At 51.9% G+C, this 25,825-nt stretch carries 21 protein-coding genes, 1 tRNA gene and 1 pseudogene; 21 read left to right on the top strand and 2 right to left on the bottom strand.

The features are described 5' to 3' along the window. Positions 1–851: 851 nt before the first annotated feature. Positions 852–1,472, top strand: coding sequence for a methyltransferase domain-containing protein (locus QM579_RS03710; RefSeq protein WP_414997863.1), 621 nt, complete (start codon positions 852–854; stop codon positions 1,470–1,472). 456 nt (positions 1,473–1,928) lie between these two features. Here QM579_RS03710 and QM579_RS03705 read toward each other — a convergent pair whose 3' ends face one another. Both QM579_RS03705 and QM579_RS03700 read right to left on the bottom strand, forming a co-directional pair. Further along, a complete protein-coding gene (locus tag QM579_RS03705; protein ID WP_414997862.1) occupies positions 1,929–2,681 on the bottom strand; it encodes an SAM-dependent methyltransferase in 753 nt (250 codons plus the stop codon). A gap of 573 nt (positions 2,682–3,254) precedes the next feature. Next, positions 3,255–3,506 carry a HypC/HybG/HupF family hydrogenase formation chaperone gene (locus QM579_RS03700; protein ID WP_414997861.1) on the bottom strand — a complete coding sequence of 84 codons (252 nt, stop codon included), beginning with the start codon at positions 3,504–3,506 and terminating at the stop codon, positions 3,255–3,257. Between the two features lie 292 nt (positions 3,507–3,798). Here QM579_RS03700 and ileS point away from each other — a divergent pair, with 292 nt between their 5' ends. The 20 genes and pseudogenes from ileS to QM579_RS03600 form a co-directional block, all read left to right on the top strand. Further along, positions 3,799–6,615: an isoleucine--tRNA ligase gene (gene ileS, locus QM579_RS03695; protein WP_414997860.1), complete on the top strand. Its 2,817-nt coding sequence runs from the start codon at positions 3,799–3,801 to the stop codon at positions 6,613–6,615. A gap of 2 nt (positions 6,616–6,617) precedes the next feature. Further along, positions 6,618–7,160 carry a signal peptidase II gene (gene lspA, locus QM579_RS03690; RefSeq protein ID WP_414997866.1) on the top strand — a complete coding sequence of 181 codons (543 nt, stop codon included), beginning with the start codon at positions 6,618–6,620 and terminating at the stop codon, positions 7,158–7,160. Further along, complete coding sequence (locus tag QM579_RS03685; RefSeq protein WP_183722410.1) at positions 7,157–7,363, top strand: PLDc N-terminal domain-containing protein; 207 nt, start codon at positions 7,157–7,159, stop codon at positions 7,361–7,363. The genes lspA and QM579_RS03685 overlap by 4 nt, the downstream gene beginning before the upstream one ends. Positions 7,364–7,376: 13 nt before the next feature. Continuing rightward, entirely contained in the window at positions 7,377–8,366 is a 990-nt protein-coding gene (ybgF, locus tag QM579_RS03680) for a tol-pal system protein YbgF (RefSeq protein WP_414997859.1), read from the top strand. A gap of 87 nt (positions 8,367–8,453) precedes the next feature. Then, positions 8,454–9,092: a protein phosphatase CheZ gene (locus QM579_RS03675; protein ID WP_414997858.1), complete on the top strand. Its 639-nt coding sequence runs from the start codon at positions 8,454–8,456 to the stop codon at positions 9,090–9,092. A gap of 397 nt (positions 9,093–9,489) precedes the next feature. Further along, positions 9,490–10,317: a nitroreductase family protein gene (locus tag QM579_RS03670; RefSeq protein ID WP_414997857.1), complete on the top strand. Its 828-nt coding sequence runs from the start codon at positions 9,490–9,492 to the stop codon at positions 10,315–10,317. Between the two features lie 238 nt (positions 10,318–10,555). After that, the gene (locus QM579_RS03665) at positions 10,556–11,290 is read left to right on the top strand and encodes a FadR/GntR family transcriptional regulator (RefSeq protein WP_414997856.1); all 735 of its coding nucleotides are present in this window, start codon (positions 10,556–10,558) and stop codon (positions 11,288–11,290) included. 78 nt (positions 11,291–11,368) lie between these two features. Then, a complete protein-coding gene (locus tag QM579_RS03660) occupies positions 11,369–12,676 on the top strand; it encodes an MFS transporter (protein WP_414997865.1) in 1,308 nt (435 codons plus the stop codon). A gap of 93 nt (positions 12,677–12,769) precedes the next feature. After that, positions 12,770–13,984 carry a mandelate racemase/muconate lactonizing enzyme family protein gene (locus QM579_RS03655; protein ID WP_414997855.1) on the top strand — a complete coding sequence of 405 codons (1,215 nt, stop codon included), beginning with the start codon at positions 12,770–12,772 and terminating at the stop codon, positions 13,982–13,984. Between the two features lie 230 nt (positions 13,985–14,214). After that, positions 14,215–15,504, top strand: coding sequence for an MFS transporter (locus tag QM579_RS03650; RefSeq protein WP_414997854.1), 1,290 nt, complete (start codon positions 14,215–14,217; stop codon positions 15,502–15,504). 524 nt (positions 15,505–16,028) lie between these two features. Then, the gene (locus QM579_RS03645; RefSeq protein ID WP_183722422.1) at positions 16,029–16,826 is read left to right on the top strand and encodes a flagellar hook-basal body protein; all 798 of its coding nucleotides are present in this window, start codon (positions 16,029–16,031) and stop codon (positions 16,824–16,826) included. Between the two features lie 36 nt (positions 16,827–16,862). Further along, on the top strand, positions 16,863–17,648 hold the full coding sequence (flgG, locus tag QM579_RS03640) for a flagellar basal-body rod protein FlgG (protein WP_183722425.1): 786 nt from the start codon (positions 16,863–16,865) through the stop codon (positions 17,646–17,648). Between the two features lie 54 nt (positions 17,649–17,702). Continuing rightward, positions 17,703–18,920, top strand: a complete 1,218-nt coding sequence (gene flgA, locus QM579_RS03635; RefSeq protein WP_414997853.1) for a flagellar basal body P-ring formation chaperone FlgA — start codon at positions 17,703–17,705, stop codon at positions 18,918–18,920. Between the two features lie 50 nt (positions 18,921–18,970). Next, positions 18,971–19,690 carry a flagellar basal body L-ring protein FlgH gene (locus tag QM579_RS03630; RefSeq protein ID WP_414997852.1) on the top strand — a complete coding sequence of 240 codons (720 nt, stop codon included), beginning with the start codon at positions 18,971–18,973 and terminating at the stop codon, positions 19,688–19,690. A gap of 1,128 nt (positions 19,691–20,818) precedes the next feature. After that, positions 20,819–20,905: transfer RNA gene (locus QM579_RS03625), tRNA-Leu, on the top strand. A gap of 531 nt (positions 20,906–21,436) precedes the next feature. Then, positions 21,437–21,769, top strand: a pseudogene (locus tag QM579_RS03620) (glycosyltransferase); the annotation flags it as partial. A 399-nt stretch (positions 21,770–22,168) separates the two neighbouring features. Next, complete coding sequence (locus tag QM579_RS03615; RefSeq protein WP_414997864.1) at positions 22,169–23,197, top strand: glycosyltransferase family 2 protein; 1,029 nt, start codon at positions 22,169–22,171, stop codon at positions 23,195–23,197. Between the two features lie 127 nt (positions 23,198–23,324). Further along, positions 23,325–24,299, top strand: coding sequence for a hypothetical protein (locus QM579_RS03610; RefSeq protein ID WP_414997851.1), 975 nt, complete (start codon positions 23,325–23,327; stop codon positions 24,297–24,299). Positions 24,300–24,350: 51 nt separating this feature from the next. Next, on the top strand, positions 24,351–25,436 hold the full coding sequence (locus QM579_RS03605) for a hypothetical protein (protein WP_414997850.1): 1,086 nt from the start codon (positions 24,351–24,353) through the stop codon (positions 25,434–25,436). Then, positions 25,426–25,825: UDP-N-acetylglucosamine 2-epimerase (locus QM579_RS03600; RefSeq protein WP_414997849.1), on the top strand; the 400-nt coding region annotated here is incomplete at its 3' end. The genes QM579_RS03605 and QM579_RS03600, both read left to right, overlap by 11 nt.

Here is a 25,825-nt window from a genome sequence, read left to right as displayed (position 1 = left end):
TCTTTTAAAAAGCCCTTCGCTGCTAAAGCGCGAAGGGCTTTTTACTGTTCTGGCCCCTGAACAAAACGTACCCTATGCTCCTCCTCTCTACTTCTTGCCTCACCATCCTCCTCATCATCACCCCAATATCCCCTCCATCACTGCCTGACTGCTGAGCTAAGCGCTGTTGCTGTTCTGGCGTCTGGACAACTTTGAACCTCAACGAGTCCTTTCCTAAACCCCTCCGTCTTACCTCTACAACCTCTTTCCCCTCTTGCTCTGACCAGTGTCATTTCTGCTAGGATGCCCGACATCTGACAATCCCTAAATTCCTTCCTTCTCTAGCAGGCTACTGTCACATGCATCCCTTAACCTTCTTCGTTGCTGCGACACGCGATGCAACTCCCGAGTGATCATTGGCTGGTGAAGAAGATCTGCGTGGTGTGTGGCTAGCCAAAACTAAAACCCAACGATTTATTAGCTAATTGAGGTAATAGCACTTGATCAGCAAACACGAGTTCCTGATGGCTGGCGTGGTTATCTTTGCCAAATAAAGTCCTTAGGGAATGATTTTAGGGCAGTCTCTTTGTATGACCAAATCGTGAGGTTACTTGATGCGCGCCGTTGGCAATGTTACATCTACACTGATATGGCATGCTGCAAAATATCAGATGCAATCAGGCGATTGCCAGAAAGAAACACAGGACCAAGTTTGCGGCCAGCTGTAAGGCGTGCCTGGTAGTCCAGCGCCTGAGGGCGGCTGCTCAGGTTGATGGCAATTTCGCAGTGACATTCTGTTAAGACAGCACAATGACTTGGCAGGAAAAAAACGACATTGGGCAAAAGAGGCACGAGACCTTGAGGTTACACACGTGAATTCAGACAAGATTCATCCATCATGGGAAAACATTACTTCTCTTTATGAGCGGCATGCTGACTATTTTGACCGGACTAGGGGCAAAAAACTGTTCGAACAGGCGTGGATGGGCAAATTTTTTGCCATAGCAGGCTGCAAGGCGAATATTCTGGATTTGGGCTGCGGTTCGGGAGAGCCGTTGGCAGCCTATTGCATTGCAAACGGCTATCGCGTGACCGGCGTCGACGGATCATCACCAATGTTGGATTTGTGCAAAGCGCGGTTTCCTGGTCAAGAATGGCTTCTTGGCGACATGAGGCACTGCAAGGTGAGCAAGGTGTTCAATGGCATTCTGGCCTGGGACAGCTTCTTCCATCTTCCGCCTGATGATCAGCGGGGCATGTTCGTCGTATTTAAGCGTCATGCTGCACCTGGCGCGGCACTGATGTTTACCTCTGGCCCCTGCTATGGCGAAGCCATTGGTGAATTTCAGGGGGAGGAGTTGTACCACGCCAGCCTTGACGCAACGGAGTATGGCACTCTGCTGGCTTCACACGGCTTTGCACTGGTGGAGCATGTGGTCGAAGATCAAAGTTGTGGCGGCCACACCATCTGGTTGGCACAACATTTGGGCTGACAATGTACGATATTTGCCGGAGGTTTTGCGAGTCGCGTCAAGAAATGATTGATGGCAAACAGCGATTCGTGTGGGTATACTGGCCGTATGTAACGCTAAGGCGTTTTTTTCATGTAGAGGGTTTTGCGCCCGTTACATGAAAAACCGCCTGATAGTTTTTGATCTTTTGCGCATGAAATACACGCAAGAAATGCCTTCAAACTCTGTGCGTCTATACTGCCCTGACGGGCTTTCCTTGCTGGTACGTTGCAATTTCACGCCGCAGAAGTTTGAAGAATATGGCGCTTGGTGCATCCTTTGTGTAAAGCGACCGCCTTCGCGCAATAAACTAAACCCAATTCTATATTGCTGGCGTGGGCAATTAAACTTAAGGCCAGACAATGGCAGGCCATACTATGCCATACCCCTTTTGCACTATCGCTTGGCGCCGGGGCAATCAGCAGTGGCATATAAATGTCACTCCTGTCGCGCCATCAGGGCAAACGCGCCCCAGCCCAGATAGTCGCGGGTATAGGTAACGTAGCGTTTGGGCTCCGTAGTCAACAGGTCGCGAACTTCTTTTGAAAATTCGTCGTTCGGGTTGTCCTCAAGCCATCGCCGCATGGTCAGCCATTTTGCGGCTTCGTATCTGTCCCAGCCGTCCTGATCGGCCAGCACCATCTCTACAACATCGTAGTTGAGTTCACCAAAAGACGCGACAAGTTCAGGAAGCGTGCAAAAATCAGCGATTGCGTTGGCAAGGCACCCTTTGGCAATGGTTTCTGTGGGCGGCAGTTGGAGCCAGTAGGGTTCGCCAATGAGGATGATTCCCCCGGTGCGAAGGCTCTGTGCAAGAAGCTTAATGGTACCCGCAACGCCACCGCCGATCCATGTGGCGCCGACACAGGCTGCCACATCAACCTTTTTGTCGGCGATGTAGCCAGCAGCATCACCGTGTATAAACCTGATTTTATCAACAACTCCAAGTTCGTCTGCACGTAGTTCTGCCTGTTTGAAAAACAGCTGGCTCATGTCAATGCCAGTTCCGGTGATTCCGTAATCCCGTGCCCAAGTACACAGCATTTCGCCCGAGCCACTACCAAGGTCGAGTACATGATCTCCCGGTTTCAGGCGCAACGCCGCACCCAGAGTAGCAAGCTTCTCCGGTGTATAGGGATTATGAATACGGTGAGCACTTTCAGTGATGTTGAATATGCGTGGTATGTCCAAGGTTAAATTCCTTTTGAATGGTTATATGGCAAGAGTGAATGCCGTTTTAGTTTATATTAATAGTAGAATACGTTAAATATTGCATATCAAGGCGATTCTGTGATTTAATTTTAAATTATGAATTCAAACGCAACATAAAACTGTTTGGATTAATATTTTCACAGAGCAGTATTCTAATATATTATATAGAATTATCAACGTTATTGGTGTTCATTTTTTACTTGATAAATATTTTTGAGAAATAATCACAATGGTGACGCTGTTGATGATAATGTTTTTTAATAAAATTTATTTATAATTTCAGTGGTATACTATTTATATTGATGTTTATGAATTTGGTGTGCTGTATTGGTTTCAGTGTCTATCATTCAAGGCCATTTTGCACAGGCCCGTTCCTATTATGCTTTAGCGCTACATATAAAAAAAGTCCCCTGTAGTTCAGGGGACTTTTTAAAATGTATGGCAGTTTTTATTGCGCTATTTCAGTAAGCCAGTGTCCTTGTCGTTAGCATCCCGTGCTAAAGTCACACTCAACTGACTGGAAAGTGCAAGGCTGGTAGAAAAAGCTTACTGCTAGAACTGCGGTGGGCCGTCGTCCAGAGCCTTGGCCATTTCGCGCAAGGCAGAAAGACTTTCTTCTGCTTCCGTGGGGGTCATTGTGTGCAGGGCAAAGCCCGCATGCACGATAACATAGTCCCCAATATTGGGTTCTTCGGGCAAAAGCATGACAGAAGCGTTCAAATACGTTGAACTTTCACCCACGCGCACGCGGGCCATACCTTCACCAAACAATTCTTCAATACGGGCGGGAATGGCAAGACACATAGTTACCTCTTGTCAGGCAAATAAACATCATAGCAGTTTCGGCAAGTCCTGAAGTGGTCATGAATTGCCGCAAGATGGATAAGATACAGCTTATCAGCCCTGACGGGCGTAGGCAAGCAGCTGCGGCGGAAGATCTTTTTATTGGAGTAAGTTTTGCTTGTCTGCGCAGATAAGAACGGAAGCGCGAGGGCTTGCGAATCCTTGACTTTAAGCGTCTCTTTGCCCAAACTACAGTGATTTTTCTCACCGCTTATTACATATTTTTCTTGCGACATCAGTGCCGGGAGCCCCAATGAGTGATTATAAGAAAACGCTGAATTTGCCCCAAACCGCCTTTCCGATGAAGGCCAATCTGGCCCAGCGCGAGCCGGAAACCCTCAAGAAGTGGGAAGCTATGAATGCCTGTGGCATTATGGTGGAAGCTTCGGGCAGCAAGGGGAGCTACATCCTGCATGACGGCCCGCCTTACGCCAACGGGCACATTCACATGGGCACGGCGCTGAACAAGATTCTCAAGGATATTATCGTCAAATCCCGCAATATGGCGGGCTATACGTCGCGCTATGTGCCCGGCTGGGACTGCCACGGCCTGCCCATCGAGCACAAGGTTGAGCAGGAACTCAAGGAAAAGAAGAAAACCCTTCCGGCCCATGTGGTGCGCAAGCTCTGCCGTGAATACGCTTCAAAGTGGATTGACGTGCAGCGCAAGGAATTCAAGCGACTGGGCGTGCTCGGCAACTGGGAAGATCCCTACATGAGCATGAAGCCTGCCTATGAAGCCGCCACAGCTGACGAACTGGCCAATTTTGTGGCCACGGGCGGCGTGGTTCGTTCCAAAAAGCCCATTTACTGGTGCTGCTCCTGCCACACGGCCTTGGCCGAGGCGGAGGTGGAATACTATGACCACACCTCGCCCTCCGTTTATGTGCGTTTTCCCTTGTCTGACGAGGGCCTGAAAAAGGTTTTTGCCGCCGCTGATCCGTCGCGCGCCTACGTGGTGATCTGGACCACAACGCCCTGGACCCTTCCCGACAATATGGGCGTCTGCCTGCACCCCGAATTCACCTACGTTCTGGTGGAAGCCGCTGGCAGCCAGTATATTCTTGCCGAAGAGCTGCTGGAATCCTGCGCGGCCGCATTTGGCTGGAGCGACTACACTATTCTGGACCGCGCTCCCGGCGCGAAGCTTGAAGGTCTTAAAGCCCGCCATCCCTTCTATGACAGGGATTCACTGGTTATTCTTGGCCAGCATGTAACTCTGGAAGCAGGCACGGGCTGCGTGCACACCGCGCCCGGCCACGGTCGCGAAGACTATGACGTGGGCCTCAAGTACGGGCTGGAAGTCTATTCGCCAATGGACGATGCAGGCCGTTTTTTGCCCAGCGTGGAATTTTTTGCGGGGTTGAATGTTTTTGAAGCTAACCCCAAGGTTATCGAAAAGCTTGAAGAAGTTGGCGCACTGCTGCAAAAATCCAAGATCAAGCATTCGTACCCGCACTGCTGGCGCTGCAAAGAGCCCGTCATTTTCCGCGCCACTACCCAGTGGTTTATCAGCATGGAAAAGAACGACCTGCGTGGCCGCGCCCTCAAGGCTATTGACGACGAGGTTCGCTGGATTCCCGCATGGGGCCGCGAACGCATACACAATATGGTGGAATTCCGGCCTGACTGGTGCATCTCGCGTCAGCGGCAGTGGGGCGTGCCCATCATGGCCCTGCTGTGTGAAGACTGCGGCGAGGCCTGGAACGACCCGGCCTGGATGCACGAAATGGCCGCGCGTTTTGCCAATCACCCCACTGGCTGCGACTACTGGTACGAAGCCGAACTGAAAGACATCGTGCCCGAGGGGCTTGCCTGCCCGCACTGCGGCGGCAACCACTGGAAGCGTGAAACCGACATTCTGGACGTGTGGTTCGACTCCGGCACAAGCTTTGCCGCCGTGCTCGAAAAGCGTCCTGAACTGGGCTTTCCGGCTGATCTTTATCTGGAAGGATCAGACCAGCACCGTGGCTGGTTCCACAGTTCGCTTCTGGTCAGTGAAGGTACGCGCAACTGCGCCCCGTACCGCTCCGTGCTCACGCACGGCTATGTGGTGGACGGCGATGGCCGCAAGATGTCCAAATCCATCGGCAACGTCATTGCGCCCCAGGAACTTATTGAAAAGTTCGGCGCTGAAATCGTGCGCTTGTGGGTGTCCTCGGTGGAATACCGCGAAGACATCCGCATTTCGGACGAAATTCTTGGCCGTCTGGTGGATGCTTATCGCCGTATCCGTAATACCTGCCGTTTTATCCTCGGCAACCTGAACGATATTTCCGCTCAGGATCTGCTGCCTCTGGACAAGCTGGAACCTCTGGACCGCTTTGCCCTGGACGTGGCCGGACGCGTGCACGAGCGTGTGCAGCAGGCTTATATGGATTTTGATTTCCACAAGGTCTACCATACCCTGCATAACTATTGCGTCACCGACCTTTCGTCCGTGTATCTGGATATTCTCAAAGACCGTCTCTACGCTTCGGCCCCGGCCAGCGAAGAGCGCCGTTCAGCCCAGACCGCCCTGTGGCACATTCTGTGTCTGTTGCTGCGCGATATGGCTCCGGTGCTGTCCTTCACGGCTGAAGAAATCTTCAGTCATCTGCCTGAAAGCCTGCGTGGTCCCGAACCCACGGTGTTTGCCCTGCCTGCTCTGGAAGCAGCGCCCTACCTTTTTGACGAAGGCACGCGCGACGACTGGAACGTGCTGCTGGCCGTGCGCGGCGCTGTAACAAAGGCCATCGAGCCCATGCGGCGTGAAGGTATCATCGGGCATTCGCTGGACACGCGCATCACCCTCTTTGTGGCTGACGAACTGCGTCAGCGGCTGGAAGGGCTGCACACCGACCTGCGGGCGGTGTGCATTGTGTCCCAGCTGCAACTGGAAGCTTTGGACCGCGCCCCGCAGGCGGCGTATCAGGATGAAGAAATCGCGGGGCTTGCCATCGGCGTTGAAAAGGCGCGAGGCGAAAAATGCGAACGCTGCTGGATTTACAGCACCGATCTTGGCACTGACCCCGAGCACCCCGCCTTGTGCCCGCGTTGCACAGCGGTTATCAAAGGTATGGAATCCTGAGGATCATGCGCAGACGTTACCGCATTCTCGGGGGTATGGCCCTGTTGGCACTGGCGCTCGATCAGCTGAGCAAGTATATTGTCATGCAGACCATACCGGAGCACCGGTCCGTGCCGGTCATTGAAGGCCTGTTTGACCTGATCAACATACGTAACCGCGGAGCGGCCTTTGGTTTCTTGAACCGTTCCGACATTGAGTGGCAGTTCTGGCTGTTCCTTGGGGCCACAGTGGTGGCCGCGTGGGCCATAATCATGCTTGTTCGCAACTCGGATGAGGAACCCTGGCTCTTTGCGGGGCTGGGGCTGGTTATGGGCGGCGCTCTGGGGAATCTGATAGACCGCATCCGTTTTCGGGCGGTGGTGGACTTTCTGGATGTCTACTGGGGCGACTGGCACTGGCCTGCCTTTAATGTGGCAGATTCGGCCATTTTTGTGGGGGCTGCCCTGGCTTGCTTTATCATGTGGCGTCAGTCGCCGAAAAAAGCCGGGGACAATAAAGGCAGCAAAGCCGGAAAAGCCTCCGGCAAAGGGGGAAGTGCCGCATGATGTTTCACTGGTGGCATGTGGCTTTGGTCATGATTCCTATGCTTCCTACGCTGTGGAGTATAATCCACATCTGGGGGCATGAGTTTCCCACGCCCCAGCAACGGGCACTGTGGCTCGTGCTGGTGGTTTTTTTGCCGGTTATCGGCGGTATCATCTATATTTTCACAGGGCGCAAAAAAGCCCTGGGAAAAGTGCAAATTTGAAAAAGAGGATATTATGCGCACATTCCGTACATTGTACCTTGTAACGCTGGCTTGCGCTGCTCTGCCGCTGAGCGCCTGCGTATCCGGCGGCAGCTCCAGCGGGGGCAGCCTCAGCCTTGAACAGCAAGTGCAGCAGCACGATGTGCAGTTGCGTCAAATGCAGCCTTCGCAGGCAGATGCCTGGAATCAGATTCAGGCCCTGCGTCAGGAACTGAACACAATGAAAGGGCAGATGGATGACCTCAACAATGCTGGCGGCGCGCGTGCCCTTGTGGATCGTGTGAATCGGCATGACGAGGCTCTGCGCCAGGTGGAACGCAGCATGGCGCTGAATCTGAACCTTGGTGAACCAGGGGCTGCCACTCCGGTCGCACCTGTGAGTCAGGCGCCTTCTACCCAGACGGCACTGCAGACGCCCAATTATGGGCAGCCTGCCTATGGCCAGGCTGGAGCCGCCGGGTCTGTGGCTGCGGGCTCTACCGCGTATGCCGCTGCCGTGCCTGAAGGCGTGCAGCCTTACGGCGGTCAGGCGGCCGCCGCAAATTCCGCGCATGTTCCTGCCCAGGCTCCCGACGGCAGCAACTGGGGGCAGCCTTCGCCCCAGCCTCAGGTGCAGGCCCCGCAAAAGGATATTTCGCTGGCGCTCTTTGATGCTGGCGTCAATGCCTATAATGCCCGTAAGTATGACGAGGCCCAGCGCTCTTTTTCAGACTTTCTGAAAAACTACAAGAACCATAACCTGGCTCCTGAAGCGCAGTTCTATATGGCCGAATGCTACTTCCAGCGCAATCAGTTTGCGGACGCAGCCCTGGCCTATGACAAGGTTATCAAAGACTATCCCAAGTCCAACAGTGCTCCCGGAGCCTACCTCAAGCAGGGCATCAGCTTCAGCAAGCTCAATCAGGGCGCGGCTTCAAAGGCCCGCCTGGAAGAGCTTATCAAGAAGTACCCCAATTCGCCCGAGGCGGCGCGCGCCAAGACCTTCCTCAAGACCAACAAGTAAGCTCCCCTGTACCGCCGCGCCGCAGTTTGGCGCGGCGGTACTTTATTGCCGTCTTTTCAACAGCGCCCCTGGCGCAAAGGCACATGCATGAGCGACGAAAAGGCCGAACCCACCGTGTACAGGCAGTTGAGCGCGGACATGCGCGAGGGACTCAAGGATATCTATCAGCAGATTTCCACTGCCTCCCAGAACAAGCCTCTGGCTGATTCCGGCACGGATGCGCTCTTTCATGAAGCAACGGCCCAGCTGGCAGAAGTACTCAAGGCTACGGAAAGCGCAACGATGTCCATCATGGAAGTCGTGGAACGTCATCTTGATTTGCAGGCCCAGAATGCAGAACTGCTGGCGGCTGTGCGCGAGGGCAATGCGTCTCAGGTTCAGATTTCCATGCTTGAGGAAAATAATGCCCGGTTGGGTGATGATCTTACCGGCCTGCTGACGGACCTGAGCTTTCAGGACATCACAGGGCAGCGCATCAAACGTGTAGTGACGGCGCTGAACAAGATAGAAAATACCGTGGTGGAGCTTTATATCTCGTCTGGGCTCATCATGGATGGGGCGGAAAAAGATCCGCAAAAGAATGCGGCATCTCTTCAGACCGAGGCCCGGCAGGCTGTCGAAGATTTTCGTCAGCAGCGCAAAAAGGGCGACAGCCTCAAAGGGCCGGACAAAGACGGCGTCTCGCAGAGCGCCATTGACGACATGCTCAGTCAGCTGGGCATGTAGGGCGAATCTGCCATCCAGCATTTTTTGGACAGTGTCGTCCAAAGGGTCTTTCCTGTTATCTCTCCGTCGAGCTTCACCTTTTATTTCGGTTGAGTAGTACAAGAATACACTTCCAGCATAAAAGGTTTATTCTCAGAAGCATTTCAACGCTGAAAATGTTGCAATGCCCGGCGGCGAGCAGACCGAGCCGTCCGCCGCAATGCGTGATGGATTTGGCTGAAACCGCGTTTTCTGCCAAAAGCCAGTTTGAAATTATAGTCAATTTCAACGCTGATCTGCTTCAGGATATAACGGGGAAATTCTTTTTGTTACGATGTTGTCTGGGCCTCTTGCTGGTGCAAGAGGCTTTTTGCATACAAGGGCAAGCCGCAAAAAGGCATTGCCATCGGAGAAGAATATGAACGTATTTACCGTTGATCATGATTTGTGCCGCAAAGACGGCATCTGCGCTCTGGTGTGTCCAGTGCATATTATTGACGCTGAAGTTGGTTCCTATCCCACTTTGGACAAGCATAAGGCGGTCTATTGCATAGGCTGTGGGCAGTGTATGGCGTTTTGTCCCACGCAGGCCTGTTCAGCCCCCGGTCTTGACCAGAAAGATTGTCAGCCGAGGCAACCAGAGCAGATGCCTACGGCGGAGCAGACTGAAGAACTGGTGTTTTCGCGCCGGTCTGTTCGCAATTTCAAAAACAAAAATATTTCCAGAGAGCAGTTCGAGCGTCTTCTTGCCGCGGCGCGGTTTGCTCCTACAGCGAAGAACTCACAAAATCTGCGCTGGATCGTGCTGGAATCGCGCGAGCAGGTGCTGAAGCTTGCGGAACTGGTGGTGGACTGGATGCGTCTTTTGCCCCAGGTCGACCCTGAAGTAGACGAGTCGATGCATGCCAGCGGCCTTGTGCGCGCCTGGGAGCGGGGTGTTGATGTCATTACCCGCACTGCGCCCCAGCTGGCAGTTGTTGTGGCCCCCAAGTGGCGCTGGGGACAGGCGGATGCGGTCATTGCCGCAACCTATCTGGAATTGCTGGCGCAGGCGCAGGGTATAGGCTGCTGTTGGGGGGGCTACCTCTGCATGGCCTTTGAGCACCCAGCGGCGCAGCCTGTGCGAGATTTTCTTGGTATTGGGCCTGATGAAATGGGTTTTGCCGCACAGATGATGGGCTACCCGCTCTTCAAGGCCAAGGTTCGCCCCGTGCGCAAGGATGCTTCAGTTACCTGGCTCGCATAAGGCAATATTAGAGTCAGGCTGACGAGTTGATAACTGCGATTTACCAAATTTTGCCAAAGGATTTTTCGACTGAAAATTCCTTTGGCAAAACTCTTTTAGAAAACAATAAGAGCTGGATGAGAAATATTATCTTTTATGACAGGGTGATAATAAAATTAGAATTCCAGAATTCTGGAATTCCACTTGACGAGCTGCCTCACATGGCTTAGTGAAAGAAAAAATCCCATCAAGGTAAGCAATGATCTCAATTCCTGAAGAATGCAGAAAACTGAACAAACTCTCGGATCAAAACTCCGGGGTCTTGTATATTCAGGTTCTTGAAAAGATCCGCTTATGGATTCTTAATGGCTACGTAAAAGAAGGCGAGTATCTTCCTTCCGAGCGTGAATTGGCGGCACTTTTTGATGTGAGCCGCATGCCTGTTACCCAGGCTCTGAAAATTTTGGAATTTCTTGGTGTAGTGTGTTTTGTCAGGGGAAAGGGATTTTGCGTAAAAAACATTGACCTGCACCACATAATTAACTGCATCGGGTTTATGGTTCTTCCCGCTCAGGATGGTATTAATGACATTCAGGAAGCGCGGGAAGGTATAGAAGTACAAGCCGCCACCTTGGCTGCGACGCGCCGCACTGATGAAGATTTAGCAGAAGCTGCTGGAGCCTTGGCTGAAATGGAAGCCAGGGGCGGGCATGGGGATAACGTGGCCGAGGCATCGCTGAGATTTCACGGGGCGCTTGTTCGGGCTTCGCACAATGAAGTTCTTGTGAAGGTGAATGATTTTCTGCTCGAATTGTTGCGCAGTTCGCGCCTTGAAACACTGCGTGAAAAAGCGCAGCTGGATTTGGCCATTGAGCAGCACCGTGGAATTCTTCAGGCCGTGGCGGAGCAAAACAGTGAAAAGGCCGGGCTACTGATGCGTGAACATCTGCGTGTATTGCCTACGCATCATGAAATTATGGTTGAAAACGGGTAGGGTGTTTTTTTTGAAGCTCATGGAATTCCGGAATTCCACAAACGGAAGAGGTAAATAGGCGTGTTTTTTTTGTCCAAGGTGGAATGCCAGAATTCCAGTATCGCTAATGATACCAAATGGGGCACTTGCGAACGAGCAATGCGTCGCTACAGGGCTCTAATTTTTATAGTAATTTCACTAAGTTATATAATATCATACTTTCACAGATCGTCTACAGCAGTAATAGGCCCTGTTCTTATGGAAGACCTGAAAATTTCTTCCACAGATTTGGGGATTGTCGGTTCCATGTACTTTTGGGCTTATGCCCTTGCATGCATTCCTTCCGGCTTGCTGACTGATGCAATTGGGGCGCGTAAAACAATTGCTGTATTTTTGTGTGTTGCAGCCGGCGGAACGCTGCTTTTTGCGGCAGCAGACAGCGTAGCTTTGCTGGGTGGCGGCCGCTTTTGTATCGGCCTTGGTGTGAGCGCCGTTTATATTGCTGCCATGAAAATTTTTTCTGACTGGTACAAAAAGGATGAACTTGCCACTTGCTCCGGAGCGTTGCTCGCAGTGGGCAATGTGGGAGCATTGCTTTCCACCGCGCCGCTCGTTCTGCTTATAGCCCAGTTTGGATGGCGCGAAACCTTTGTGGGGATGGGGTGGTACACATTGGTTATGGGGGGTGTTTCTTATCTCCTTATCCGCAATACACCGAGTGAACTTGGGTTCAGCCCTGTGCCCCAAGACATTGCCGTGGAGTCTGAAAGGCCTACGGTTTTTAAAGCGCTGGGGACCTTGCTGACGAACAGGAATTTTTGCCTGCTCAGCCTGCTTTCATTTATGTATTACGGCACCTTCATGGGCGTGGGGGCCCTGTGGGCTGGGCCTTATCTGCAGGATGTTTATGGGTTGTCGCGCCAGGCTGCCGCTGCAGTACTCATGTTCTTTCCCATTGGAATGACCATCGGCTGCCCCCTCAGCGGGTATCTTTCCGACAAGGTTTTGCGGTCTCGCCGGAGCGTGTTGCTCTACGGATGTGTTTTGCATCTGTTGGCCTATATTCCTTTCATACTGTTCACCAGCAGCATGCCAACAGGTGTGCTCTATCTTCTGTTTCTTTACTTTGGCATTTCTGGCGGGTTTTTTGTCTCCTGTTTCGCTTGTGCCAAAGAAATTTCCCATCCTGCTTTTGCAGGCACCTCCATCGGCGCGCTGAACATGTTGCTGGCTTTTGGAGCCGCATTTTTCCAATACGTTTTGGGTTGGATTCTTGCCCTTTGTGGTAAGACAGATGGCGGTAGCTATGGAGCAGATGCCTATAGAATGGTCTTTGTGGCAGCGGCGGCAGGTCTGATAATTGGAGCAGTGTCTATTTATATGTTTAGAGAAAGAAAGATACTATAAAAATATATTGAGATAAGTTTAAGTGATTCATAATAAATATATAGATGTATATTTAACTTGTAACGCTCACATCAGTGAGAAAGGATGCTCGCAATGAAGATTGTCAGTGTAGATGTTATGCAGGTTCCTAGCGGAAATGCCGGAGCTTCACGAGGCGATTGGCGTCCCGTGATTGTACGCATCAATACAGACGAAGGCATCAGCGGGTTTGGCGAAGTGGGCCTTGCCTACGGTAAGGGATGGCGTGCCGGAGTCGGCATGGTTCAGGATTTTGCCGAAGTCATCATCGGCGAAGATCCCATGCAGATAGAAAAAATATGGGAGATGATTTTCCGTACAACTTTCTGGGGCATGGGCGGGGGCACTGTTGTTAATGCAGGCATGAGCGGTATTGATATCGCCCTGTGGGATATCAAGGGCAAGGCGCTGGGTTTGCCTGTTTGGCAGCTTATGGGCGGCAAAACAAACGACAACTTGCGTACCTATGCCAGTCAGCTGCAATTCAACTGGGGCACCAATCTTTCCAAGCAGCGCCTTATTGAGCCTGAAGAATACGCTGAAGTTACGCGGGTAGCTATGGCTGAGGGCTATGATGCCATCAAGGTCGACCCTATGATTTTCAGTAACCAGACTGACGGTAAGGGACCTTGGAAGATCACCGGCCCTCTGGAACACAAGGTCATCAAGACCGTCTACGACCGCATTGCCGCAATGCGCAAGGCCGGTGGCGATGATCTGGATATTATTATTGAAAATCATTCCAATACAGACACGATTTCGGCCATCCAGATCGGTCGCGCCCTCGAAGATCTGCGTATTTTCTATTATGAAGAACCCTGCCATCCGCTCAATGTGGAATCTATGGTGGAGATCAAAAATAATGTAAATATCCCAATAGCCTCTGGCGAGCGTATCTACACGCGTTACGGCTACCGTCCATTTTTCGAAAAACGCGCCTTGCACGTTATCCAGCCAGATATATGCCTGTGCGGCGGCCTGACCGAAGCAAAGAAAATTTGTGACATGGGGCATACTTACGATTGCGCCGTGCAAATTCATGTTTGCGGCAGCCCCATATCCAAGGCTGCAGCACTTCAGATTGAAGCCGTTATACCCAACTTTATCATTCATGAGCACCATCAGCGGGCCCTTAACATGGAAAGCCGTGAAACCTGCTTGTACGATTATCAGCCCGTCAACGGTCGGTACGCAGTGCCTGACAAGCCTGGTATTGGTCAGGAATTAACTCCTGAAACCATCAAGCGTTGCGAAACCATTACCGTGAGCCGATCCAAAAAATACATGTAAAACTGTTTCGTTGGATGCGCCTGCATTTGGTTAGCCACGGCCTGCAGGCGTTCCGGGAGCTTTTGCCGGGGGCGGCAAAAGCTCCCGGATGACAGGGCGGGCATGAACGACGTCATCTGACAGAGTGGGCACTTAGGGTCCGCAAAAACCGCTGTGCTTGGTCATTGGCGTGTGTCGCTTCATGGTTGCTGTTCAAAGACGCGTAAGTTTCGGTAAAGGAGTGTCTTACTATGTCAGTCGCGACAAGTGAAAACGTTTCTAATGTGGAAAAACCAACACATCAAAGGCAGCTGCTTGCGGGCATTTTGCTTGCGGTGGTATTTTTCTCTTATATTGACCGCGTTAACGTCTCCATTCTGGTAGTTGATCCGGGATTTTTAGAGGCGATGGGCATTACAGGTGATTCTGTACAGAAAGGGCTTCTGATGACGTTGTTTCTGGCCGCTTATGGGGTCGGTAACGTGATTCTGAGCCCCCTCGGCGATATACTTGGCCCCCGCAAGGCCATGTCTCTTTCAATTGTGATATGGGGCATTTCCCTCGTAGTTGGCGGTTTGGCCAGCGTGTTTACCACCATGCTGGTATCGCGTGTAATGCTCGGACTTGGCGAGGGCATGCACTTTCCAATGCAAAGCAAGTTTATCAAAGAGTGGTTTCCTCCTTATGAACGCGGTAAGGCCAATGCCGTGTGGCAGACGGGCATGGCTCTCGCTCCGGCCATCGCCATGCCTTTCTTTACATGGCTCATCCATATCTCAGGCTGGCGTGAAAGTTTCTTTGTCCTGCTGGCTATGGGGCTGATTCCGTTATATCTTATTTGGTTTCACACTTCGGATACGCCGCAGCAAAGCAAGCGTATTAATGAGGCGGAGCTGCGTCTTATCGAAGATGGGCTTGCTGCGGAAAAAGCCAAGCAGGCCCTGGGCAAGGCGACATTTAAAGAAGGGCTTAAATCCTTTATAGGTAACTATCAGTTTTGGCTTATTGTTGTGTACTATGTGGTCCATACATCGGTTCTTTGGGGTTCGATGACATGGCTGCCGTCATATCTCAAAGAAGCCCGCGGTTTTTCATGGGCTGCTATGGGCGCTCTTTCATCTTTGCCCTGGATTCTGGGCGTGGTAACCAAAATTTTGTCTGGTATTCTTGCCGACAAACTTGGGCGAAGAGCTCCCATTATTCTTGTGGCCATGATTGGTGTTGGTCTCGGTGTGTATTTTGGGGCAACGGCTGAAGACAACATGACCTCTGCCATTTTTCTGTCTATAGGTATTGGTTTTATTGGCCTTGGCGGTCCTACCGCCTGGACCCTGATGCAGGACATCGTACCAGGTGAGGGCATTTCCACGGCCGCTGGCGTTATGAATGGTGTGGGCAACGGCTTTTCTGCCCTTGCTCCTTTAGCCATCGGGTTTCTGATCTCGGTCACCGGAAGTTACTTTGGGGGACTGCTGTATCTTGTGGGCTGCGCCGTCGTTGGTGGTATTGCCATGCTTATTTTGACCATCAAGGGCCGTTAATACAGGCGTTATTGAAAACTGGACAGTTGGATAATTACCTTCGGTAAAGGTTGCCGCTATGAAGTAACCTCAAGACATAAACCCCTGACGCACGTTATTTGTGACGCCAGTGCCCGGCATCCATCCCCGGGTCAATGCAAAAGCCATGTGTATGCTCCCGTACACATGGCTTTTGTTTTTTTGAAGTCATTTATTTCCTTGCAGCAGTATGAATATTTCATTTCGAAATACTTGCTTAACGCTAAGTATTTCTGCTGCCTTTAGTCGTGAATTTTTTTGCCGCAACGGTTGAATAGAATTATAGTCCAAGCATTTCGTAGTGCGCGTTTGTGTAAGAAAGGGAGAAAATCAGGCAGACATTTTCTAGGCTTATCTGATCTCAGGCGCTTCACCTCCATAGGTTCGCATGTGCGACGGGCTTTTTTTGGCCCGTACTTTGCAAAGCTTTTGGCACGGGCCATAGGGCTCGAGGACGAGATGGCCGCGCACCCGCTTCAGCGCGCCCACCAACCAAGGAGAAGCACATGCAAGCTGGCATGTTTAGCGGACTTTTTGCCGCACTCAGCACAGAGCACCGCATGAATTATATCGCCAATAATTTGGCGAATGCCAATACGCGAGGGTACAAGCGAGATACCGTGGCCTTCAAGGATACCATGGTCAGCTATGCCTTTGACGAAATCCGGGAACCACTTTTGAACCTCAAGTCGGACCCGTTGTTCCCCGAGCCGCTCAATGCCTCAAGGGTACGGTTGGCGGTGTCAAAGATCGATTTTGCCCAGGGGTCCATGCAGTACTCGGGCAACTCGCTGGATATGGCCATCAACGGTGAGAACGCCTTTTTCCGGGTGGCTACGCCCACGGGAGAATTTCTCACCCGTAACGGCGCTTTTGTGCTGTCAGAAAACGGCACCATCATGACGCCGCAGGGCTATCCGGTGCAGGCGCAGGGCGGCGGAAACATTACTATCCCGCCAGGTACGCGGCATATTCAGGTGAGCGGCGACGGACAGGTCATTGCTGATAATGATGTGCTGGGGCAGATCGCCCTGGTCAATGTAGATAACCCGCAGAATCTTGAAAAAATGGGCAACAACCTTTACCGCCCGCGCGAGAATGTGCAGGTGGCGGAAGGCAATGCCTATCTGGACGGCAGCCGCATTGAGCAGGGCTTTACCGAAGCTGCCAACGTGGAAGTGGTTCCGGAAATGGTGAACATGATTGAGGTGCAGCGTCAGTTTGAAGCCTATCAGAAGGTCATGCAGACCTCGGATACGCTGGACCGCGCCGCCACGGAAAAAGTGGGCCGCCGTCAGGGCTAGAGCTGACAGCAAAGGCTGAAACAAGGAGTATTTCCCATGATGCGTTCCCTTTGGACTGGAGCCACCGGCATGGTGGCGCAGCAACTCAATATTGACGTCATTTCCAACAACCTGGCCAACGTCAACACCACGGGCTTCAAAAAAAGCCGCGCGGAATTTGAAGATCTCATGTACCAGACCATGCGTATGGCCGGGTCTATTACTGAAGGCGACAACCGTTTGCCTGTGGGCATTCAGGTGGGTATGGGCACGCGCCCCACGGCTGTGCACAAGTTTTTCACCCAGGGCGACTTTCAGAACACCGGCAACACGCTGGACGTAGCCATTGAAGGCGACGGTTTTTTTCAGGTGGATGTGAACGGCGAGCTTATGTACACCCGCGCCGGTTCCTTCAAGTTGAATCAGGATGGTACGGTGGTAACGGCCAATGGCTATATCCTCCAGCCGGAATTTGCCGTACCCGCTGAAACCAAGAACATTTCCATATCCTCGTCCGGTCATATCGCTGCTCTCGACTCGCAGGGGCAGGAACTGGCCGGGGCGGAAATTCCGCTTTATACCTTCATCAACTCCGCCGGGCTCGATGCTCGCGGGCGCAACCTTTTCACGCCCACAGAAGCCTCTGGCGACGCTGTTGAAGGCGTGCCCGGCACGGAAAATGTGGGCACCCTGGCGCAGGGCTTTCTGGAAATGTCCAACGTGGAAGTGGTGGACGAAATGGTCAACATGATCGTTGGCCAGCGTGCTTATGAGGTCAACTCCAAGTCCATCCAGACTTCGGACTCCATGCTTGGCATCGCGGTTCAGCTCAAGCGCAGCTAGGACGGTAACAGAATCATGAGGCTACTGGCGGTACAATTATCAGGAGCGGCAGAAATGCCCGGGGCAGCACGACATGTCAGGCTGATCTGGTTCGTGTTGTTCGCTCTTCTGCTGGCATTGATGCTGGCCTGCCTGTGGCGGGCCGAGCCTGTGCTGGCGGCAGGCGGCGTACCGCAGGCCGTATGGCAGGATAATGACCGTAACCACAGACGCTCGCCCGTACAGGTGAAAACACAGCTGCGGCCTCCCCAGGTTCGGGCTGGACAAATGCCCCTTGACCCGGAAGCCCACGACGCCAGAGCCGCCAAAACCAGTTCTCAACTGGCCGCCAATGCTGTGCCCTTGGCTCAGGAAGGAAATTTGAGCCTGCTGGAGCAGGGCGACTGGCGACTTAAGATTGTTCCGGCGGCTGTCACCAATACCAATATGGTGCTGTTGGGCGATATCGCCATACCCCTTGGGCACATTGAGCAGGCGCAGTGGGACGCGTTGCGCGCTACCCCCCTATGGGACGCGCCGCCCGAAGAAGGCAAACCGCTGCAGATCAACCGCTCCCGGTTGTCGCAGGCATTACGGCAGGCCTTGGGACAGGATGTGGCGAGCCGGTGCATTTTGCCGACCTCTCTTGTGATCCAGCGCGGCGGTTTGGTCTTTCGCGAAGACGATTTGCGCAACTATGTTGTCAAAAGCTTGACCCCGCAATTGGCGGCCATGCCAGGCGAAGCGGAGCTTACAGATTTTCGGTTGCCGGAATATATTTTTCTAGCTCACAGCCAGCAACGAGTACAGCTTGAACCGGGCAAGCTGACTCCCGGGCGCGTGCCCTTGCGCTTTGCCGTACAGGAAGCAGATGGCTCTGTGCTGCGGCGGGTGGCAGGCACTGCAACACTTTCCTTGTGGCTTACTGTTCCCACGGCGGCCCAGTCGATGAACAAGGGCGATGCCCTGACAGCCCAGAGCGTGACCTTTATGCGCGTCAACGCCGGGCAGTTGCGTGATTTGCCCTGGGACGGGCACGGCGGCCCCTGGCAACTTGCCCGAAGTATAAACGCGGGCGACACGATTTTGCAGAGCGACCTGGCCAATCAGCATATGGTAAAGCGCGGCGATGTGGTTTCACTTGTATATTCCCGTGGCAATCTGAAAATTGCCACACAGGCGCAAGCTATGGCTGACGGTGAACCCGGAGCCACCATCCCGTTGCGGAACTTGCAGACCAAAAAACAGGTCTTCGGCGTTGTCAAAAACGGCAATACGGTAGAAATACACTAGGCGTTCAGCCGCCCCTGCGGCCAAATGCAGTTATTGAAGGAGAGGAGCATATGCAGGCACGTCACATCATACCCGTTCTGGCGCTGGTTTTCGCCCTGTGCGCCGCCTGCGGCGGCGGGCCGCGTAAACATCCGGCCTTGCAGCCACCTGTCACCGATCCACAGGAGTACAGGCAGGAAACCAACGCGGCCAACAATCCCGGTTCGCTTTTCGCAGCCAGCGAACAGGACACGCTTTTTTCTGACAGCCGCGCCCGCAGGGTAGGGGATATAGTGGTGGTCAAACTGGTGGAAAACACCAAGGCCCAGAACAAGGCTGAAACCACGGCGAAAAAGGGCGGGGCAAACGATTATCAGGTGGGCGCGCTCTTCGGGCAGACGTCAAGCGGGTTTATTCCTTTTCTGAACGTAGGCCCCACCAGCAAGGTAGGAGTTCCGGCTTTGTCCACTACTTCAACCAGCGACCTTTCAGCCACTGGCAAGACCAAGCGTGAAAACTACGTCACAACCTCTTTGGCCGCGCGGGTGCTTCGCGTGTTGCCGGGCGGACTGCTACAGATTGAGGGCGCACGTGAAATCCGCGTCAACGAAGAAACAGAGTATATGGTGGTGCGCGGCATGGTCCGTACCAAGGACGTAAGCGCAGACAACAGCGTGCTTTCAACCCAGATCGCCGACGCCAGCATCGAATACTACGGACGCGGCGTACTGGCCGACAAGCAGAAGCCCGGCTGGTTCACGAGGCTTATGGACAACGTCTGGCCCTTCTAGCACACAGAGATACATTGTGATCAGGGCTTTCCAGCAGGATATGTTTCTGCCGGAAAGCCCTTGCCTGTTTTGGAGCCTCGTTTGCGGCGGAACGCGGGGCGCTCCCCGGAGTGGTTTTACCCTGAAAATGCTCTGGAGGCGCTGCACAAGCAGACGCATGCCGTTGAGGCGTTAGGGCCGCTTCATGTGATGACGCGGGGCTAGTCTTAATTTCGAGGGGAATAATCTTGCGGAACAGGACAATGTTGCTGCAGATGTTTGGGATGTCGTGGCGTGGGCTTGAATCGCGTGACTCAGGCATTAGCTGTTCCTTCGCAGGGTTTATGGTTTGAGGCGTTGTAGTGCGGGTTTGAATGCTTGTGGCGCAGGAATCTACGTTTAAGACAACCTGCTGAACAATTCAGTTTGTTCCACGCAGTCGCTGTCGCCACCCGCTCGCCCTTCGGCCAATGGTTATCGTGAAGCCACAGATGGCTGCAGTATGAGTAGCAATACGGCTTGCTCTGTTCGGTCGCTGTCGCCATACGTACAGCTTTCGGCCAACGGTCATTGCAGAAAGCGCGGATGGAGGCAGTTCAAGTAGCGACGCGACTTGTTCTATTCAGTCGCAACGGGCATCCGTATGGTCTGCCAACAATTGCTACCCCGAAGCCACGGATGGAGGCATTATGCGTAATGAAAAAGTTTGATTATCACAGTAGCAGTCGCCGCCCGTGTTCTTTGCTAGCAACGGCGGTAGCGAGGGAAACAGCGTTATTGACTAGTAGCGGTAAACGCCATAACGATCGCATCCTATTTGAGAACGTAGACTCATATTGTTAATCTGCTCTGGGTGTCGAAAATTTGTATGTCCTGCTGCGTCTGATGAACTGCTATGCGTTTGCGCGTGGCGGCAAGCAGGTGCGGTACGGATTCACAACCTAAAAAGCAATGCGCCAAGATTGCGTATCCTGATGGGAAACAGCCAGCGGCTGGAGGTATCTGGGTTGGGTGCGGTGCTTCGCAGCGGGTATGTGTACTGGCGGTTACGGACTATTTTTTTCTAGTAAGCCGCAAAAACATAATTTTTTGCTCAATAGGCAAAAAAAGCTTGCCAAGGGGTGCCCGTTCGGGTAAATCAATCTTCGCGCCGAAGTGGTGGAATTGGTAGACACGCTAGGTTCAGGGTCTAGTGCTGGCAACGGCATGGGAGTTCGAGTCTCCCCTTCGGCACCATGTTTTAAGGGTCGTTATAAGCAACAGCTTGTAACGACTCTTTTTTTTGCTTGTGCCCAGTATAGGCACCAGACAAAAAACCGCCCTTGGGATCTTTATGTAGGGGGCAAAGAGGCGGAGAGGTGATTTTGAGGGGCCATGGCGAAGCTGCAGGCGGCTTGGATGCGATCCTTTGCTGCGTATCCCATTCGCCAGGGGGTTCAAGAGGGGCGACAGGCTGCGTTCTATTTTCGTTACGCCGGAACCGTCTTCAATAACTGTAACGGCTTGCTGCTTCAATTTCTGTGAATAGCGTGCCCGTGGTACTTTCGTCATAGAGCCCCACTATGGGTATGAACTATGCGTCTGTTTTTTTGACCTATTAATCTGGCCGGTGTTGTCAGCAAAGAGCAGCAGCTCTTGATGAAAGCGTAGCCTACTTGACGGCCCAGATAATATATATACCCTGTTTACGCCGTTGACTGAGTCTAGTTTGTCGCCAAGTCAACCTAGATGGGACAAAGCACAAGTTAAAAATGATTCGGGATACTCATGAGCCATCTTTTACCGATCCTTTCAGTGGTTATAGCCACCCACAATGCTGCATCAACTATTGAACGCTGCCTTAACTCCTTTCTGCCTTGCAATACCGCAAATATTGAAATTATCATCAAGGATTGCGTCTCGACTGACGGAACCCAGGAGATTATAAAATCCTACGCCTCAAAACTTCCCATCCGCCTCATAAGTCAGCCCGATGTAGGCATTTATGATGCTTGGAATCAGGTGTTTAACAAGAATGGTGCGGTACAGGGCTCTTGGGTACTATTTTTGGGTGCGGATGACTTTATTTGTTCAACACAGCATTTGGAGACAACACTGAAGTCCTTGGTTGAGCTCCAGGGTCACGTTGACTTTGCGTCAGCCCCTGTCACTCTGGTTAATGAGCAAAGCTTTGCTGTGGATACTCTTTTCCCTTCCCGAGATCTTGAACGCGACCTGCCCGTGGGCATGCCGCTGCCCCATCAGGGGCTGTTTCACAGGCGCAGACTTTTTACTGCAAACCGCTTTGACGCCTCATTGCGCATTACAGGGGATTATGACTTTCTTTGCCGCACCTTAACCCCAGGCAATCTCGTTTATCTTGATATCCCCGCTGTGGTCTGCATGAGCCTTGGCGGCGTAAGCGGTAATCTGGCTGGCATGGTCAAACGAAACCGTGAGGCCCTGCGTGTGTCCCGGCGTTTTTTTTCTGGTTGCAGTCGTCGGGCGTTGTGGAAGCGCTTGCTCTTCTCTTATGTCTTCAACCTGTTGAACAAGGTTTGCGGAGCTGGCCTAGCGGTCACCTGCGCAGACTTTTACCGCAAACTGTCGGGCAAGCCACCAGTTTGGACATCGCATCAGCCTTTGCCACCAGCCATGCGCCTGCCCAACACTGCGCTTGACGGCAATAGTCGCCCGATGTTTTCTCTATTGATCGCCACCATTAATCGCAAAGAACCACTGGAAAAACTTTTTGATAGTCTGCGGCAACAGACGATTCCCACGGATGCATTCGAGATACTCGTTGCCGACCAGAATTCGCCGGGATTTTTGCAACCGATCATTGACGACTATGCACAATTTTTGCGTATCAAGGTTATACAGGTTCCCAACAAGGGAGTTTCACAAGCGCGTAATGCTCTGCTGCCTCTTGCTACAGGCAGGTATGTCGCCTTTCCCGATGATGACTGCTGCTACGAACCTGACACCCTGTACGAGGTGCAAGCTTTTTTTACAACTCGTTTGCATGTGCATGCTATTCAGGGCAGCTGGTCCGCTCCTGGCAGTCGCAGGGATTCTGCGCATCACACTGCCTATCTGGGAACCCGGTATTCTGTTTTCAGACGGGGCGAGACGTATGTGCATTTTTTTAGAAAACAAGCCGTAGAACGCATAGGTCTTTTTGATCCGCGTATCGGTCCGGGAACAGGCCTGCCGTACGGGTGTGGAGAAGACACAGACTATTTGCTGCGGGCGATTGAAGCGGGGTTGACTGTAATGCACGTACCTTCGGTTCATGTGCGCCACAATGAGGTTGATGTGTTGGCGGCAAAGGCAAATATCCAAAAAATATCATCATATGCCATTGGCCGCATGTATTTGTTGCACAAACATCATCTTCCCCTGTGGTTTCAGTTGTTCAACATTGCTTATCCGTTGCTGCGAATGCCTATGGAAGGGGCTGCGACCGCCCGCTACCGATTCATAATGTTTGCGGCCAGGCTGAAGGGATTTTTTTGTGTGCGCTTTGGTACATCACCAAAGCCTTGAGTAGGCTTGTCGGCTCTGATATAATAAAAAAATTTCGTATGCTGATGTGAGGCATTGTCACTGCTCTTAAGAGTATTATGGCCGTGTGCAAAACATGCCAACATCCAGCCACATATAAGGAAAAGCTGTGAGTGATTTTGGCATTGTAATAACCTGTTGTGCATCTGATGCTCATTACGCCAGGGCTTGCGTTTGCAGTATTCGACATTTTTGGGGCGAAGTGCCTATTTGCCTGTTTGTCGATGGCGACACGGGCGTTTTTTCCTCCGCCACTCGCATACCTGGCGTAACGGTCATGTCCAACAATGACTTGCGGGATCCTTGGCTGCGCAAACACTGTCGTGGCTGGGGCCATACCAAGATGGCCCTGCTGTGGGAAAGCCCTTTTGAGAGATTTCTTTATCTGGATGCGGACACCTTGGCGTGGGGCAATTTGTTGGAAATAGTCAAAAGCCTGGATTATGATTTTATTGTTGATCGTCAGTATTCGTATTCTGATGCTGAAATTCGCCGATGGTTTTTTGATCCAGACAAACTGCTGTGCCACTACCCAGACTTCAATTACGTTGCCTATCGCGACAGTTACGCGTGCAACGGAACTTTTTTTGCCAGGCGGGGGGCGCTGGATCTGGAGCTGTACAAACAGACATACGCCCTGCAGCAGATGGATGACAGTATTTTTTACCCGGCTGATATGGGCATGTGGAATTTTTTGGTCTTTTATTCAGCGCAAAAATTGGGGCTGAACGTTGTCAGTCAGCAGTATCAGGTTATTCCTGTTGACCATAGCGAAAAAAAACTGCGTGAAAGCTATTCTCCGCAGGCGTTGACAGAAAAGAAAGCCCTTCCACCTGCCGTGCTCCATTTTTGTGGGAAAAAGCCGCATAGCTTAAGCCGTTCTGCCAAGATGGCAGCCATGAATTATTTCAGACTGCGCTATCTGACAGAGGTTGAAAAAAAATCAAAGTATCAAGCATATAAGACGATGGTGAAAGAAGATATATTATATGTCTTCAGGCCAATATTCAGAAAAATATGTGCCAGGACGCAAAGCTTTTTACGGAGTGTTTTTTTCGGGGGCAATTCAGAAAAACAGAAATAGCGTCAGTTTTCAGCTTGGAAACTCATGAGAGTCACTAATAAGGATTTTTTCATGTTGAAAGCATTATATCATAACATTAAAACACTGAAGTCACTTGCCATGCGCCACCTCGTGGCCAGCCCGGAAGAAGCCTTTGGAGTTGAAAAATATTGTGCGCAGCATAGCGGCCAGCAAAAAATAGTGTCCTGTGCTGCATCGTTGGAGATTTCGTTCTTCAAGGTCTGGCAAAGTCTTCGTCGACTCTCTTTTTTGCAGAGGTGCGGGGCCGCTGCTGAACGTACACCCAGCGTTGCTCGCCCTTATGGAAAAGTCTATTTCAAAACAACGTTCTATGCGCCACAGGAGCTTCCTTTCATAAAGATGAATCTGCTTGAGAGTTTGCCCTATGTAGATACATTTATTATTGTTGAGGGCAACAGAACTCATGTGGGCGCGCCGCACGAATTTATTTTTGAAAAATTTATTCCAAATATCCCACAAAATCTTCGCCAAAAAATTTTATATATCAAGGCGGATCTGGCCAATGAAGTTGTTGATTGCACTGAGAGCCGTGATGGAAGTCAGATGCACGAAAATGAGAACGTGTTGTGGGATTCTTTTGAAAATTATGTGGATTTGCGCGATGAGGATATCGTCATTGCTGCGGATGCGGATGAAGTTATCTACCGCAAAATTTATCCATTGATTTTTGCCCTGCTACGGCCTGACGCTCCATTGCTTTTGCCTCTGCACCAGTTTTTTTACAGGATGAATTATCTGTGGCGTGATGAAACCTTCTGGGCTCCAACGGCAGCCTATGCAGGCTATTACAAGCATCGGCCACATCCGCATAAGTGGCGGTATGAAGGAAGGCGGCTTCCCCTCATGGCAGGATGCCATTTTTCATGGCAACTGACGGTTGACCAAATGCTGTTTAAGCTCAAAACCTATGCCCACAATGATATTTATGGGCATCTTGCCGACCAGAAAATCCTTCAGGATGCCATTGATAATAAAACATACCCCTTTGAGCCTGAGCGGCCTTTTGTGATTGAGGAATTGAACCCGGATAAGGATCGCATATACTACCCAGAATCTTTTTTTACATTCCGTTCTGATTTCGCGCACTTATTGCCGGTGAGCAGCTGTGAAACATAAAATTCTTGTTTTTGTGGGCACACGCCCTGAAGCCATAAAAATGGCGCCTGTGGTAAAGGCTCTGCGTGAGCGGGATGATCTGTTTGAGGTCACGCTCCTGTCCACCGGGCAGCACCGGGAAATGTTGATGCAGACCCTGGGAGACTTTGCACTGGAGCCCGACATCAACCTTGACCTCATGACGGCCAACCAGAGTCTGGCCCAGCTTTCAGCCCAGTTGATGACCTCGATTGATGGCGTTCTTGCCCGGTATTTGCCCGACATCGTTTTGGTGCAGGGCGACACCACAACAGTTATGGCCGCATCCCTGTGCGCATTTTACAGGGGGATTCCCTGTGGGCATATAGAAGCGGGCTTGCGTAGCTACAACATGCACGCTCCTTTTCCTG

The organism is Desulfovibrio sp. (genome assembly GCF_047607245.1).
Lineage (GTDB): Bacteria > Desulfobacterota > Desulfovibrionia > Desulfovibrionales > Desulfovibrionaceae > Desulfovibrio.
Note: the sequence above shows the minus strand (reverse complement) of the source record. Positions and strands in the feature narration are given on the sequence as shown.

Coding starts and splice junctions, on each gene's coding strand:
- QM579_RS03605 (WP_414997850.1), top strand. CDS start 24,351: ATGTTGAAAGCATTATATCATAACATTAAAACACTGAAGTCACTTGCC.
- ybgF (WP_414997859.1), top strand. CDS start 7,377: ATGCGCACATTCCGTACATTGTACCTTGTAACGCTGGCTTGCGCTGCT.
- QM579_RS03655 (WP_414997855.1), top strand. CDS start 12,770: ATGAAGATTGTCAGTGTAGATGTTATGCAGGTTCCTAGCGGAAATGCC.
- QM579_RS03645 (WP_183722422.1), top strand. CDS start 16,029: ATGCAAGCTGGCATGTTTAGCGGACTTTTTGCCGCACTCAGCACAGAG.
- flgG (WP_183722425.1), top strand. CDS start 16,863: ATGATGCGTTCCCTTTGGACTGGAGCCACCGGCATGGTGGCGCAGCAA.
- ileS (WP_414997860.1), top strand. CDS start 3,799: ATGAGTGATTATAAGAAAACGCTGAATTTGCCCCAAACCGCCTTTCCG.
- QM579_RS03650 (WP_414997854.1), top strand. CDS start 14,215: ATGTCAGTCGCGACAAGTGAAAACGTTTCTAATGTGGAAAAACCAACA.
- QM579_RS03670 (WP_414997857.1), top strand. CDS start 9,490: ATGAACGTATTTACCGTTGATCATGATTTGTGCCGCAAAGACGGCATC.
- QM579_RS03700 (WP_414997861.1), bottom strand. CDS start 3,506: ATGTGTCTTGCCATTCCCGCCCGTATTGAAGAATTGTTTGGTGAAGGT.
- flgA (WP_414997853.1), top strand. CDS start 17,703: ATGCCCGGGGCAGCACGACATGTCAGGCTGATCTGGTTCGTGTTGTTC.
- QM579_RS03665 (WP_414997856.1), top strand. CDS start 10,556: ATGATCTCAATTCCTGAAGAATGCAGAAAACTGAACAAACTCTCGGAT.
- QM579_RS03630 (WP_414997852.1), top strand. CDS start 18,971: ATGCAGGCACGTCACATCATACCCGTTCTGGCGCTGGTTTTCGCCCTG.
- QM579_RS03685 (WP_183722410.1), top strand. CDS start 7,157: ATGATGTTTCACTGGTGGCATGTGGCTTTGGTCATGATTCCTATGCTT.
- QM579_RS03675 (WP_414997858.1), top strand. CDS start 8,454: ATGAGCGACGAAAAGGCCGAACCCACCGTGTACAGGCAGTTGAGCGCG.